The sequence below is a fragment of the Pandoraea pneumonica genome (assembly GCF_902459645.1).
In the GTDB taxonomy this organism is placed as follows: domain Bacteria; phylum Pseudomonadota; class Gammaproteobacteria; order Burkholderiales; family Burkholderiaceae; genus Pandoraea; species Pandoraea pneumonica.
In genome coordinates this window covers 1,311,066-1,325,046 of record NZ_CABPSK010000001.1, presented here as the reverse complement: position 1 = coordinate 1,325,046, position 13,981 = coordinate 1,311,066, and the positions used below count along the sequence as shown (strand labels likewise).

The window sequence follows — 13,981 nt, the reverse complement described above, 5'->3', positions numbered from 1 at the left end:
GCTCGCGAGCGACACGACACCACTGGACACCGCACAGGACATCGACTGACATGAAATACATCTCCACGCGCGGCGCAGGCCTGACCTCGGGCGAGCCGCAATCGTTCTCCAGCATTCTGCTGGGCGGGCTGGCGCCGGACGGCGGCCTCTATCTGCCCACCGAATATCCGCAAGTCACGGCAGAAGAACTGCGCGCCTGGCGCCAACTGTCGTACGCCGACTTGGCTGCCAAGGTGCTGGCCAAGTTCGCGGGCGACATTCCCGTCGAAGTGCTGGCTGACCTGACGCGCCGTACGTACACCGCCGAGGTGTACCGCAACGTGCGCCCGGGCGAAGACGCGGATGAGATCACGCCGCTGCTGCCGTTGGGTGAAGAGAACGGCACGCAGCTTTCGCTGCTGGCGCTCTCCAACGGGCCGACGCTCGCGTTCAAGGACATGGCCATGCAACTGCTTGGCAACTTGTTCGAGTACGCGCTGGCCCAGCACGGCGATGCGCTGAACATTCTGGGCGCGACGTCGGGCGACACCGGTAGTGCCGCCGAATACGCCATGCGCGGCAAGGAAGGCATCCGTGTCTTCATGCTCTCGCCGGCCGGCAAGATGAGCGCGTTCCAGACGGCGCAGATGTACAGCCTGCAAGACCCGAACATCTTCAACCTCGCGGTCGAAGGCGTGTTCGACGATTGTCAGGACATTGTCAAAGCCGTGTCGAACGATCACGCCTACAAGGCGCGCTACAAGATCGGTACGGTCAACTCGATCAACTGGGCGCGCGTAGTGGCTCAGGTCGTCTACTACTTCAAGGGCTACTTTGCGGCCACGGGCGGCAAGTCGGGGCAGGACGGCGAAGTGTCGTTCACTGTGCCGTCGGGCAACTTCGGCAACGTCTGCGCGGGGCACATCGCCCGCATGATGGGCCTGCCGATTCGCAAGCTCGTCGTGGCGACCAACGAAAACGACGTGCTCGACGAGTTCTTCCGCACGGGCAACTATCGCGTGCGCAAGTCGGCCGAGACGTTCCACACCAGCAGCCCGAGCATGGATATCTCGAAGGCGTCGAATTTCGAGCGCTTCCTGTTCGATTTGCTCGACCGCGATGCGCAAGCCACGGCGGCGCTGCTGGCCAAGGTGGAGCAGGGCGGTTTCGACCTCTCGGGCACCGACGCGTTTGCACGCGTGGCGCAGTTCGGCTTCGTGTCGGGCCGCAGCACCCATGCCGACCGCGTGGCGACGATTCAAGACGTGGCCAAGCGCTACGACGTGGTGATCGACACCCATACGGCCGACGGTGTGAAAGTGGCGCGCGAAGCGCTGGAACCGGGCGTGCCGATGGTCGTGCTGGAGACGGCGCAACCGGCCAAGTTCGCCGAAACGATTCGCGAAGCGTTGCATCGCGAACCGCCGCGCCCGGCGGGTTTCGAGCAGTTGGAATCGCTGCCGCAACGCGTAGAGACGGTGAAGAACGACGTCGCGCGCGTGAAGGCCTACATTGCGGAACATACCGGCCTGTAACCCGCCATGCTGAATACACAAGAGGCGCTTGACGCCGTTCTGGCGGCGGCCCGTCCGCTCGGGCAAACGGAAATCGTCGACACGCTCGCGGCCAATGGTCGCGTGCTGGCCGCCGACGTGATTGCCACGCTCGACGTGCCGCCGATGGACACCAGCGCGATGGACGGTTACGCCGTGCGCCGTGCGGACCTAACCGGCGCTGAGACGACGTTGCCGGTCTCGCAACGCATTCCCGCGGGCCACGCGCCCGAGCCGCTGGCCGCTGGCACCGCTGCGCGCATCTTCACGGGGGCGCCGGTCCCCGCAGGCGCCGATGCCATCGTGATGCAAGAGCAATGCGAGGCGCGCGACGACGGCACGGTGGTGATTCGCCACACGCCCGCCGATAGCGAGTTCATCAACCGTCAAGGTGCCGATATTCGCCGCGAAAGTGTGGTGTTGGCGGCGGGCACACGTCTGCGGGCGCAGTCGCTGGGCTTGGCGGCGTCGGTCGGTATCGCGAAGCTTCAGGTTGCGCGCCGTTTGCGCGTGGCCGTGTTCTTCACGGGCGACGAGTTGACGATGCCCGGCGAGACGTTGCGCGCGGGGAGCATCTACAACTCGAATCGCTTCGTCTTGCGTAGCTTGCTGGAAAACCTCGGCTGCGAGATGACCGACTACGGCATCGTGCCGGACAATCTGGCGGCCACGCGAGCCATTTTGCGTGACGCCGCGCGGGGCAACGACCTGATCATCACGTCGGGCGGGGTGTCCGTGGGCGAAGAGGATCACGTCAAGCCAGCGGTGGAAGCCGAGGGCCGCCTGAACCTTTGGCAGATTGCGCTGAAGCCGGGCAAGCCGCTGGCTTATGGCGAGGTCAACCGCGCCGCCAATAGCACCGTGGCGGGCGACGCCGCCCATTTCATCGGCTTGCCGGGCAACCCGGTGTCGAGCTTCGTGACGTTCCTGCTGTTTGTGCGTCCGTTCATCCTGCGTTTGCAGGGCGTGCAAGACGTGACGCCGCGCCGTATCGCCATGCGCGCCGACTTCACCCAGACGAAGGCCGACCGCCGCAACGAGTTCGTGCGCGCACGCCTGAATGCCAACGGCGGTCTGGAGGCGTTCCCGAATCAGAGTTCGGCGGTGCTGACGTCGACGGTCTGGGGCGACGGCCTGATCGACAACCCGCCCGGGCACCGTATCGAGGCGGGCCAGACGGTGGCGTTCCTGCCGTTTTCCGACCTTCTATATTGAGAGACAGGCCTGCCGTGCCACGCGCGGCAGGCGCAAACCGCTATGCAGATCGATCTTCGCTTTTTCGCCAGCGTTCGCGAGGCCCTCAATGTGGCCGAGGAACACGTCGAAGTGCCCAACGGGGTTGCCACCGTGGGAGACGTGCGCCAATGGCTGTGTGCGCGCGGGCCGGTGTGGGCCGAGACGCTGGGTGAGCAGCGCCTGCTGCGTATGGCGTTGAATCACACGATGGTCCCGGCGTCCACGCGCCTGACCGACGGCTGCGAAGTGGCCTTCTTCCCGCCGGTGACGGGCGGCTGAGCGCCATCCGACGCGCCCCGACGCCACTCGACGCCTCTGCGACGTCACCCAACTGACCTCATCCCGACCTGCGAGAGCCGACCATGCCGATCCGCGTTCAGACCGAAGACTTCGACCTGTCGACGGAGATTCGCCAGTTACGTGCGGGCGACCTGCGCGTGGGCGCGGTGGCGAGCTTCGTGGGCACCGTGCGCGATCTGAACGACGGCAAGGGTGTCTCGCGCATGACGCTCGAGCATTACCCGGGGATGACGGAAAAGGCGTTGGAGAGCATCGTGGCGCAGGCCCGCGAGCGGTGGCGCCTGTTCGACGTGCTGGTTATCCATCGTTATGGGGATCTGGGGCCGGGCGATCAGATCGTGCTGGTGGCGGTGACCTCGGCGCATCGGGGCGATGCGTTCGCGGCGTGCGAATTCATCATGGATTATCTGAAGACCGAAGCGCCGTTCTGGAAGAAGGAATCGACGCCGCAAGGCGAGCGCTGGGTCGATGCGCGCGAGACGGATACGGCGGCACGCGAGCGGTGGACGGGCAATCTGGCTGAAACGCCGCTTAAGTCCGGCAAAAACGACTAAAAAATCATCGAACTGCGGCGAAGTGAGGGTAATTTCTCCAGCCCCTCACTCATGCGGTCGAGCAGGCCGTGCGCGTTTCACGCTTTCCAGCAACGCGCGCTGCGCCGGTGGCAACGCGTACTCCCATCCGAACAAATTCAATTGCAGGCTCTCCGCGATGCGAATCGCCGGTTCGGCGAAGGCGAAGGCTGCCTCCGGTTCGAAGAGCGTATCGAGCGTATCGAAGAAGAGCACTAGCCAGCGGCTGAAATGCTCGCCGGTGAGGTGGCCAAACGGCTGGTGCGCCTGCGTCACATTGCCGCGATAGCGCTTGGCACCGAGCACGATGCTGCTCCAGAACGCGACCATCTTATCTAGATGCAGGTCCCAGCGGCCTTCGAGCGCTTGCCGGAACACCGGACCCAACAGATCGTCGTCGCGAATGCGTCCGTAGAACGTATGCACGAGCAGTTGCACGGCCGCTTCGTCCACTTGCGCGAAGCGTTTGGCGGGCAATTCGGTGATGGCGCCGAGACCGTTTTCCAGCGCGATATCGGCGGCCATGCCGCGCGCGGACGCGTCGCCCGATGTCGCGTGATCGGCGTGATGTCCGTTCGGTATTCCGGTCGTCCGGCGGTCGCGTTGACTCATGGTGCGGCGTGCTAAAAATAGCTATTATGACCCTCAACGTCGGGCGCGTCCTGGGTCTCTTTTCCATCGTGTCACCCATCGTTCGACAGCCCTAATTCCCCGTTACCCTCGGCCGCCTCACGGCCTCGCGCGAAATGTCAACCATTAAGCGCAAATGCCCTTGAAACCTTAGGGGATTGTCCGCACATCCGATCCAGAAAGTTTTCTTACCGGAGCACCCGATGCGACAAGACAAATTCACCACGCAGTTCCTGGAAGCGCTGGCTGATGCCCAAAGCATGGCCGTCGGTCGCGACCAGCAATATATTGAGCCGCTGCACTTGCTGGCAGCGCTTATCGCACAACCCGAAGGCGCTGCACGCTCGCTGCTGCAACGCGCGGGCGTACAAGTTCAGCCGTTGGGCCACGACATCGAGACGGCCCTCTCGAAGCTGCCGCAGGTGCAAGGCACCGACGGCAACGTGCAGGTGAGCCGCGAGCTCGCGGGCCTGCTCAATCAGGCCGACAAGGAAGCACAAAAGCATGGCGACAGCTATATCGCCAGCGAAATGTTCCTGCTGGCACTGGCCGACGACAAGGGCGAGACGGGCAAGATTGCTCGCGCCCGTGGTCTCACGCGCAAGGCGCTGGAAGCCGCCATTGTCGGCGTGCGCGGCGGCGAGTCGGTCAATAGCCAAGATGCCGAAAGCCAACGCGAAGCCCTCAAGAAATACACGCTCGATCTGACGGAGCGTGCCGCGCTCGGCAAGCTCGATCCGGTGATCGGTCGCGACGATGAAATTCGCCGCACGATCCAGATTTTGCAACGCCGCACGAAGAACAACCCGGTGCTGATCGGCGAGCCGGGCGTGGGTAAGACCGCCATTGTGGAAGGTCTCGCGCAGCGTATCGTCAACGGCGAAGTGCCCGAGTCGCTCAAGAACAAGCGCGTGCTTGCGCTCGACATGGCCGGGCTGCTTGCCGGTGCGAAATTCCGTGGCGAATTCGAAGAGCGCCTGAAAAGCGTGCTCAACGATATCGCCAAGGACGAAGGCCGCACGATTCTGTTCATCGACGAAATTCACACGATGGTCGGTGCCGGCAAGGCCGAGGGCGCGATGGACGCGGGCAACATGCTCAAGCCCGCGCTCGCCCGCGGCGAGTTGCATTGCATTGGCGCGACCACGCTCGACGAATATCGCAAGTACATCGAGAAAGACGCCGCCCTGGAGCGTCGTTTCCAGAAGGTGCTGGTCGAAGAGCCGAGCGTCGAGGCGACCATCGCCATCCTGCGCGGCTTGCAGGAAAAGTACGAACTGCACCACGGTGTGGAAATTACCGATCCGGCGATCGTCGCTGCGGCCGAACTGAGCCAACGCTATATCACCGACCGGTTCCTGCCGGACAAGGCCATCGACTTGATCGATGAGGCCGCGTCGAAGATCAAGATGGAAATCGACTCGAAGCCGGAAGTGATGGACAAGCTCGACCGTCGACTGATCCAGTTGAAGATCGAGCGCGAAGCCATCAAGAAAGAAACCGACGAAGCGTCGCAAAAGCGTCTGGCGTTGATCGAGGAAGAAATCTCGCGTCTGGAGCGCGAATACGCCGACCTCGAAGAAATCTGGACGGCGGAAAAGGCGGCCGTGCAGGGCAGCGCGCAGGTCAAGGAAGAGATCGATCGCGTGCGTGCCGAGCTTGCCAAGCTGCAACGCGAAGGCAAGCTCGACAAAGTGGCTGAGTTGCAATACGGCAAGCTGCCGCAACTCGAAGCGCAGTTGAAGGATGCTGCGGCTGCCGAAGCGGCTGGCCAGCAAGCGCATCCGCGTCTGCTTCGCACGCAAGTGGGCACGGAAGAAATTGCGGAAGTGATTTCGCGCGCCACTGGTATTCCGGTCTCGAAGATGATGCAGGGCGAGCGCGAAAAGCTGCTCAACATGGAAGCTAAGCTGCACGAGCGCGTGGTGGGTCAGGACGAGGCGATTACCGCCGTGGCCGATGCGATCCGCCGGTCGCGTGCGGGGCTGGCCGATCCGAACCGTCCGTATGGTTCGTTCCTGTTCCTCGGCCCGACGGGCGTGGGCAAGACCGAGCTGTGCAAGGCGCTCGCGATGTTCCTGTTCGATTCGGAAGATCACCTGATCCGCATCGACATGAGCGAGTTCATGGAGAAGCACAGCGTGGCACGCCTGATTGGCGCGCCGCCGGGCTACGTGGGTTATGAGGAAGGCGGTTATCTGACCGAGGCCGTGCGTCGCAAGCCGTACAGCGTGATCCTGCTCGACGAAGTCGAAAAGGCGCACCCGGACGTCTTCAACGTGCTGCTGCAAGTGCTCGACGATGGCCGCATGACCGACGGTCAGGGCCGTACGGTGGACTTCAAGAACACCGTGATCGTGATGACGTCGAACCTTGGGTCGTCGATGATTCAGTCGATGGTCGGCGAGCCGCAGGATCGCATCAAGGATGCGGTGTGGACCGAGATCAAGGAGCACTTCCGTCCTGAGTTCCTGAACCGGATCGACGAAGTCGTGGTGTTCCACGGGCTCGACCAGAAGCACATCGAGTCGATTGCGTCGATTCAGATCGAGATTCTGCGCCAGCGTCTGGCCAAGCTCGACATGCAGCTCGATGTCACGAAGGCGGCGTTGATGCACGTGGCGCGCGAAGGCTTCGACCCGGTGTTCGGGGCACGGCCGCTCAAGCGAGCGATTCAGCAGGAGATCGAGAACCCGGTCGCCAAGCTGGTGCTGGCGGGCAAGTTCGGGCCGAAGGACACGATTCCGGTCGACTGGCAAAACGGTCGGTTCACCTTCGACGGCGCTACGGCCACGCAGGTGAACAAGGAAACGGAAGCCGCGGCGGAGTAAGCCACGGGTTTTCGTGAGGCGGCGGGTTTGCCTCGGCAGGTAGCAAAGCGCGGCTTCGGCCGCGCTTTTTTTTCGTCTGTCGTCCGACCCAACCCTCGGAAGGCCAGCCGGTGGGGCTCGGCAGCGACGGTGCTCGCGCGTGGCATCGTCGTGTCACAATCCTCGGCGAGAATGCGCGGCCGGGCACGCGGCACGTGGGCAAACGCGTCGAGGCGCGACCGGCGGGCCCAGGGGCAGCCGGTCCCGGCGACATCTGCGAAGTTTGCAGAAATCTGAGTAAGCGCCTGTCGTTCGCGCTGTGCAATCACCGTTCGCGACACATGAACGGGGGTTCATCGCAAGGCAAGTGCACCATCTGCAACCGCTTCCTATCGTTGCGTCACGAGTCAACACAACGAGAGGATGCGATGACGACAATAGTGGTAATTCACCTGGCGGCGGCTGTCGCAGCCGTCATGCTGGGCATTGCGATACTGATGGTGCGGCGGGGCACGCCGCGTCATCGCTGGATGGGCCGTACGTGGGCCGTAACGATGGCGGCAACGGCGCTGTCGAGTTTCGGCATTCGCGAGTTGAACCCGGGACACCTGTCGTGGCTGCATGCGTTGGCGGCGTGGGTATTGGTGAGTCTGGTACTCGCCATTGCCGCGATTCGCCGTGGCGACGTGGCGGTGCACCGGCGCAGCATGCTGGGCTTGTACGTCGGCCTGATCGCGGCTGGCATTGCGGCGGTGGCCTTACCGGGTAGAGTGCTCAATGAGACGCTCGCCCAGTGGGGGCACGGCGTCGTGTCTGTTGCGATGCGACAGGGCATGGCGAGCGGGGAGGGCACACGATAATGACAACGATGATGAGACAACCGCAACCCGTCGAGACGACTCAGCCAGCCACCACCAAACCGGCGCGCGGGCTTTGGCAGACGTTTCTTCGCGAATTGGTCGGCGTGATCCTCTTCAATACCGCCATCGCCCTGATACTCAAGCTGATCGGGTTCGGCGGCACGATGTGGCAGAACTTCGTGTTCAGCCAGTGCATCGGCATCACCATTACCGTGTTGATCGATGGCGGACGGCGCGCGCTTTGGCGTAGCGGCGAGCCACCCATCGTGCCGTTCTTGCTGCTGGTGGCGTTCGGCTGTTCGGCAGGGTTGGTCGGCGGCATCACGTTGGGCACGCTGTTGCTGGGGCTGCCCATGACGCTGTGGCGTCCGTTGAATGGCCACACCACGCCGATCGTCTTGCTCATCGCGTTGCTGGCGACGGGCATCGGCACGTATCACGGCTGGTCGCGTGCACGGCTTGCGCAGTTACGCGCCGCCGCGGCACAGCAGGCGCTGCGCGAATCGGCGGCCGAGAAGCAACTCGTGCGCGCACAGTTGCAGACGTTGCAGGCGCAACTCGAACCGCATTTTCTGTTCAACGTGCTGGCCAATCTCGATTCGTTGATTGCCAGCGACCCGGTGCGTGCGCGCGTCTTGCTCGGGCATCTGAATCGGTTCTTGCGGGCATCGCTGGCCGCCACACGCGCCGAGACGATTTCGCTGGCCGACGAGTTCGCGTTGCTCGACGCGTTGCTCGCGATCCAGCAGGTGCGTTTTGGCGAACGTCTGCGCTATTCGCTCGATCTGCCCGACGATTGCCGCGCGCTGAAGATGCCGCCGATGCTGGTACAGCCGCTGGTCGAAAACGCGATCAAACATGGCATCGAGCCGCGCAGCCAAGGGGGCACCGTGCGGGTGAGTGCGCATGGCGAAGTGGATGAGACAGGTACACAGTTTGTGGTGTTGCAGGTGAGCGACGACGGCGCGGGGTTTCGCAACATGTCGGCCTCTCCGGCATCGCCTGTCCCGGACGAGGCCGCCGGTCACGGTATCGGTCTGACGAATATTCGAGAGCGCCTGCGCGTGCTCTATGGCGACAAGGCGCGTCTCACGCTCGCCGAGGGTGTGCCGCAGGGTGTCGTCGCAACGTTGCGCTTGCCCGTGGAGTCGTCCGGGCGGGCAACGGCATAGATTTTTGGTTCCCCGAGAGTGGAGTGCATGACATCCCCCGTCGCCCTGATTGCCGAAGACGAGCCGTTACTCGCCGACGCCCTGCGTGCCATGCTCGCGCAGGCGTGGCCCGACTTGCGTGTGTTACCGGCGGCACCCGACGGTACGTCGGCCATTGCCGCCATTGCGCAGGAACAGCCGGACGTGGTGTTTCTCGACATTGCGATGCCCGGCGCGACGGGGCTCGACGTGGCGCGCGCCTGTGCGCGGCTCACGCGGCCACCGCAAATCGTGTTCGTCACCGCGTTCGATCGCTTCGCGTTAGATGCTTTCGACGCGGCGGCCATCGACTATTTGCTCAAGCCGGTGGAACCCGACCGTCTCGCGCGTACCGTTGCCCGGTTGCGCGAACGGCTCGCAGCACCGAAAAACGACACGCTCTCGCAGTTACTCGCCACGCTTCGCACGCATTTGGAAGATGAGGCTGGGCAGGGCGGAGGCGCGAACGGGGCACGCAGTGCTCAGCTCGCGGACGGGGCCAACGGCACCCATCGATCCCCCGAGGCGAATGCAACGACTGACGCGCCACCGGCGCCGTTGTCTTCGAGCGGCGAGTACCTTCGCTTCGTGCGTGCGTCGGTGGGCGACGAGATTCGCATCGTGCCGGTGGAGGAAGTGTGTTTCTTCGAAGCAGCGGACAAATACGTGGTGGTCGCGACGACGGACGGCGATTTGCTGATTCGCACGAGTCTGCGCGAACTGCTGCCTCAACTCGATCCGTCGCGCTTCTGGCAAGTGCACCGCAGCACTGTGGTTAACGTTGCCGAAGTGGTGAGTGCCCAGCACACGCCGCTGGGCCGCCTCACACTCAAACTAAAGCGGCGTAAAGACCGCGTCGCAGTCAGTCGTCAGTACGCGCACCTGTTCCGGCAGATGTAGCGTCCGGTGCGGTCGCGAAGAACTCGCTCGGGGTGCGCCCGAAGGTGCGTTTGAACATGGCCGAGAACGCGCTCTGGCTGCGATAACCCAACTCGCGTGCGATGCGCGCGAGCGGGTAGCCCTTCGAGGCGAGCGGAATGGCTTGCGCCAGAATTACTTGCTGCCGCCATTGCACGAAACTCATATTGAGTTCTTGCCGGAACAGGCGTCCGATCGTGCGTGGACTGGCACCGGCGTAGCGGGCCCATTGGTCGAGCGTCCAAGCGCGTGCGGGGTCGGCCAGCATGGCGTTGCACAGCGTCAGCAGACGCTTGTCGCGCGGCAGCGGCACTTCCAGCGGAAGCGGCGACGCACGTCGCAATTCATCGAGAATCAGGCCGCCGAGCAGTTGCTCGCGAGCGGCGTCGAGTTCGTCTTCGGGCACATCGATCGCGGCAATCAACTCGCGCAGCAGCGCCGAGACTTCCACCACGCGGCAGTGGTCGAGCCCCGCCGGAATAAAGTCGCGATGCACGTAGAGCGTGCGCAGATACGACGGCTCGTTGACCTGCAAGCTGTGTTCGACATCGGGCGGAATCCAGATCGCCCGCGACGGCGGCACGATCCATGCGGCATCGGACACGGCAATCTGGATGACGCCACGCGGTGTGTAGGCCACCTGTGCCCAGGCATGGCGGTGATCCGGCACGTACATATTGTCGGGAATCGGTCGCGCCCGCAGCCGCACCGGCCGCTCGGGCGTGGGAGCGTACTCGGGCGGGACGACGTGCTTCGCTGGCGTGGCTGCGTTGGCGGCCGTGGCGGCAGTGGCGTCCGTAGCACCCGTACCAGGCGTAGCTGCCGTAGCGGGTAGTGCCGGTCCCGCCGATCCAGAGTTAGGCAGGTCAGTCGGAAAGCGCAAAGAACTTGGCATGGCGTAAGCGCGACAATTCGTGTGCCATAAGTGTAATTCAGCCGTCTGATCGTGTTGGCGGATGTCACATCGAGGTAAACCTCGAGTGCGTGATCGGCGCGTTGGCTTTCCGATTAGCCGAGGCGCTATGATCGATGCCAATGCTCGTTTCGCCGATGACGCGCTTGTCGTTCGGACATCGCACGTTCGTCCATCGCAATCCCTCTCTCAAGACCCTTCAAATCGGATACTTGCCATGAATTTCGCCACCTGCGATTTGTGTGATGCCCATGAAGATGCGCTGGCCGACGGCCGTCTGCGCGTATTGCAACCGGGTTTCCTGTTGCTCGGTCAGGCCCGCCGCTTCGCGGGGCCTGCGGCCACGCTGAAGGTTTTCGAAGACAACTCGCTCGTGCGTGCGGCGCTCGAGACGCCGGGCAATGGCCGGGTGTTGGTGGTCGATGGTGGCGGTTCGCTGCGTTGCGCGCTGGTGGGCGGCAATCTCGCGCAACTGGGTGAGAAGCATGGTTGGGCGGGCATTGTGGTGAACGGCGCCGTACGCGATACCGAGGAACTCGAAGCCTGTGCCATCGGCGTGCGGGCGCTCGCGACGAATCCGCGCAAGAGTGTGAAGCTCGGCGCGGGTCAGACGGATCTGATTGTCGATATCGCGGGCGAGTTGGTCCGTCCCGGTGAATGGATCTATAGCGACATCGACGGCATTCTCGTCTCGACGGAGGCGCTGGTATGACGCAGCAGAATATCGACGGCACCACGAGCACGGCGATGACGGAAGCCGCGACCGACACGGTAAGCGCGAACGACGCGGCGATCTACGTGTTCGTCTACGGCACGCTGCGCGCGGGCGAGATCAACGACATGATGCGGGCGGCGGAGCGTCACCAACTACCGGCACCGGCGTATGTGGGCACGTCGGCACTGGGCGGGCGGCTCTACGACTTCGGCCGTTATCCGGGCATGGTCCTGTCGGCGAACGCAGGCGAGCAAACGGTGGGCGACATCTACCGCATTCCGGCGGCGCTGGTCGCCGTGCTCGACGAGATCGAAGAGGTCTATCCGGGCGAAGCGGGGCTATTTGTGCGTGAACTGCACGACGTGGATTGCGATGGGCAGACTTACCGCTGCATCGTCTATCCCGTGAACGAGGCAGCGGTGGCAGGGCTGCCTCGCATTGCTGGCGGCGACTGGGTGAATTACCGGAAGTCGCGGGAGCCCAGCGCGGTCTGACGGGGGCGTGGCCTTGTCTACTCGTCTCGCACCCGAAGCGCAAACGGATTGAGCGACGTCCCGACGTCGTAGTGATCGATACCGTCCAGGCGCTTGAGCAGGCGGGCCAGCCCCACCGTGAGCGGCAACACCAGCCACTGCAATCCACACTTGAAGACGAACTCAAGGCCGATCATGCGGACCATGGCGTCGGTATCAAGCACGTAAGCAAACGCGATCAAAACGAAAACGAGCGTATCGAGGAATGCCGCCAGTGCGCTGCCCGTCATGATGCGCAGGCCAGCCCAGCGGCCATGCATTGCCACCTTCATGCGCGCGAGCGTGGCGGCATTCGCAAACTCACCGACAAAACACGCCGATACCGAAGCCACGAACATATGCGCGACGGCTTCGAACCAATGCCGCTGCACGTCGTCGGTGAACCCGGTCTGTGCGGCCCATTCGGGCTGCGTGGGCAACAGCGACATCAGCCACAGAAAGCCCACGAGGATCAAATTGGCGGCCAGTCCGCTCCAGATCACCACTCGGCTAATGCGATACCCGTACACCTCGGTGAGTACCGACGCAAACAGGTAGGCAAAGGGAAAGCTAATAAGGGCCGCCGAAAATGTCAGGCGCAATGGTTCGCCTGAGAGCGTCCAGGGCAACACGACTTCGCACACGCGCGCCCCCAGCGCATTGGAGATCAGCAAGAAACTCACGAACGCGATGGCCAGACCGATGACGGCAGGCGTGATGCGCGTGGCTTGCTTCATTTGATCGCGTCTTGGCCGGTGAGCGATCGGCGGCAGATGTACCGCGTCGGATTCCGTGCCTGATGAAAGTTCGGTCATTGGCGTATGGTGCGGACGTTACGAATGGACGCGGCATGTGTCGAGCGCACAGGGTTGATATCGAGGCCGTGTCTGCGCGTGAACCGTGCGCCGACCGTGAGTCTAGTGGGCGCGCAACGGGCGAGTACATCGTGAAAGAGCGTTTCTACGCATTGCTCGTGAAACATCTCGCTGTCCCGAAACGACAGCACGTAAGCGAGCAGCGATCGACGGCATATCGGGGCGCCAGTGTAATCGACCCAAATGGTGCCGTAGTCGATACCGCCAGTGAGCGGGCAACGTGAACTTAGCAGATCGGAACTCAGGCATTCATGCGCCAGCCCCGTGCCGGTATCGCCAACGTCATACGTGTTGCGCAGCAAGTCAGGCTGCACGCCGCCGCGTACGATGCCCACCGGTTCGGTGTCGAGATTTACGTGATCAGGATCGCCGTGGCGGGTGACGCGCACCGCTTGCCGAACAGGTGTCGCCCGCACAAGGACATAGGCATTCAGACAGCGCGTTATCTCACCGGCAACGTGGGCTTCAAGCGCCTCCGTCGATTCGAACTGCTGCTCGCGCAGCGTCGAGAAATATCGCCGTGCGTCGGACATCTCCAATGTGAAGGGCGAATCGCAGGGAATTACGAGCTCTAGCACCGCGATTTGCGGTCTGTCATGCATATCCAGCCACGCGACTTCATAGTCGTTCCAGAGGTCGTAGCCGCGCATTTCGCGAGCACCGGTACCGTGCCTCTGAGCACTGCGCAGGCGTGCGCGAGATAGCGGGTGGAGGGGCGGTACAGCCTTGGATTCCGTGATCATGGGGCGGGGTCTCTTCCGAAAGTTCGACGGTCGAACTTAACGCAGGGGCGCGGGGGCATTCAATGCGTTGATTCCGAAATACCGCGGGGACACACGACATGACGGCAATTTCCCATGAGCTCCATGCCGCCATGTCCGATTATGACCAGCCAAGCACCGGCGGTTGTGGGAGCAT

The 13,981-nt window shown here is 63.3% G+C and carries 14 protein-coding genes; 10 read left to right on the top strand and 4 right to left on the bottom strand.

Features of this window, described 5'->3' with window-relative positions:
- Window positions 1-50 precede the first annotated feature (50 nt).
- From thrC to moaE, 4 genes are all read left to right on the top strand, one after another.
- Window positions 51-1,514, top strand: coding sequence for a threonine synthase (gene thrC / locus PPN31114_RS05735; protein ID WP_150678476.1), 1,464 nt, complete (start codon window positions 51-53; stop codon window positions 1,512-1,514).
- A 6-nt stretch (window positions 1,515-1,520) separates the two neighbouring features.
- Window positions 1,521-2,747 (top strand): molybdopterin molybdotransferase MoeA, encoded by a 1,227-nt coding sequence (locus tag PPN31114_RS05730; RefSeq protein ID WP_150678475.1) that lies wholly within the window; start codon window positions 1,521-1,523, stop codon window positions 2,745-2,747.
- A 42-nt stretch (window positions 2,748-2,789) separates the two neighbouring features.
- Window positions 2,790-3,047 carry a molybdopterin converting factor subunit 1 gene (gene moaD / locus PPN31114_RS05725; protein WP_150678474.1) on the top strand — a complete coding sequence of 86 codons (258 nt, stop codon included), beginning with the start codon at window positions 2,790-2,792 and terminating at the stop codon, window positions 3,045-3,047.
- A gap of 83 nt (window positions 3,048-3,130) precedes the next feature.
- Window positions 3,131-3,622, top strand: a complete 492-nt coding sequence (gene moaE, locus PPN31114_RS05720) for a molybdopterin synthase catalytic subunit MoaE (RefSeq protein ID WP_150678473.1) — start codon at window positions 3,131-3,133, stop codon at window positions 3,620-3,622.
- A 45-nt stretch (window positions 3,623-3,667) separates the two neighbouring features.
- Here moaE and PPN31114_RS05715 read toward each other — a convergent pair whose 3' ends face one another.
- Complete coding sequence (locus PPN31114_RS05715) at window positions 3,668-4,252, bottom strand: group III truncated hemoglobin (RefSeq protein WP_246182408.1); 585 nt, start codon at window positions 4,250-4,252, stop codon at window positions 3,668-3,670.
- 221 nt (window positions 4,253-4,473) lie between these two features.
- Between PPN31114_RS05715 and clpB the strand changes: the two genes are divergently transcribed.
- From clpB to PPN31114_RS05695, 4 genes are all read left to right on the top strand, one after another.
- The gene (gene clpB / locus PPN31114_RS05710) at window positions 4,474-7,101 is read left to right on the top strand and encodes an ATP-dependent chaperone ClpB (RefSeq protein ID WP_150678472.1); all 2,628 of its coding nucleotides are present in this window, start codon (window positions 4,474-4,476) and stop codon (window positions 7,099-7,101) included.
- 407 nt (window positions 7,102-7,508) lie between these two features.
- A complete protein-coding gene (locus PPN31114_RS05705; RefSeq protein WP_174987720.1) occupies window positions 7,509-7,940 on the top strand; it encodes a DUF2306 domain-containing protein in 432 nt (143 codons plus the stop codon).
- A gap of 8 nt (window positions 7,941-7,948) precedes the next feature.
- A complete protein-coding gene (locus PPN31114_RS05700; protein ID WP_174987717.1) occupies window positions 7,949-9,112 on the top strand; it encodes a sensor histidine kinase in 1,164 nt (387 codons plus the stop codon).
- Window positions 9,113-9,139: 27 nt separating this feature from the next.
- Entirely contained in the window at window positions 9,140-10,030 is an 891-nt protein-coding gene (locus tag PPN31114_RS05695; protein WP_150678469.1) for a LytR/AlgR family response regulator transcription factor, read from the top strand.
- On the opposite strand, the gene PPN31114_RS05690 is transcribed toward PPN31114_RS05695, so the two are convergent.
- On the bottom strand, window positions 9,993-10,943 hold the full coding sequence (locus PPN31114_RS05690; RefSeq protein ID WP_150678468.1) for an AraC family transcriptional regulator: 951 nt from the start codon (window positions 10,941-10,943) through the stop codon (window positions 9,993-9,995). The two genes, PPN31114_RS05695 and PPN31114_RS05690, sit on opposite strands and share 38 nt — an antisense overlap.
- A 235-nt stretch (window positions 10,944-11,178) precedes the next feature.
- On the opposite strand from PPN31114_RS05690, the gene rraA reads away from it, so the two are divergent.
- Both rraA and PPN31114_RS05680 read left to right on the top strand, forming a co-directional pair.
- Window positions 11,179-11,673: a ribonuclease E activity regulator RraA gene (gene rraA, locus PPN31114_RS05685; RefSeq protein ID WP_150678467.1), complete on the top strand. Its 495-nt coding sequence runs from the start codon at window positions 11,179-11,181 to the stop codon at window positions 11,671-11,673.
- A 35-nt stretch (window positions 11,674-11,708) separates the two neighbouring features.
- Window positions 11,709-12,170 carry a gamma-glutamylcyclotransferase family protein gene (locus PPN31114_RS05680; protein WP_150679179.1) on the top strand — a complete coding sequence of 154 codons (462 nt, stop codon included), beginning with the start codon at window positions 11,709-11,711 and terminating at the stop codon, window positions 12,168-12,170.
- Window positions 12,171-12,187: 17 nt separating this feature from the next.
- On the opposite strand, the gene PPN31114_RS05675 is transcribed toward PPN31114_RS05680, so the two are convergent.
- Both PPN31114_RS05675 and PPN31114_RS05670 read right to left on the bottom strand, forming a co-directional pair.
- On the bottom strand, window positions 12,188-12,925 hold the full coding sequence (locus tag PPN31114_RS05675; RefSeq protein WP_174987714.1) for a queuosine precursor transporter: 738 nt from the start codon (window positions 12,923-12,925) through the stop codon (window positions 12,188-12,190).
- A gap of 74 nt (window positions 12,926-12,999) precedes the next feature.
- Complete coding sequence (locus PPN31114_RS05670) at window positions 13,000-13,806, bottom strand: NADPH-dependent 7-cyano-7-deazaguanine reductase QueF (protein ID WP_150678465.1); 807 nt, start codon at window positions 13,804-13,806, stop codon at window positions 13,000-13,002.
- Window positions 13,807-13,981: the final 175 nt, after the last annotated feature.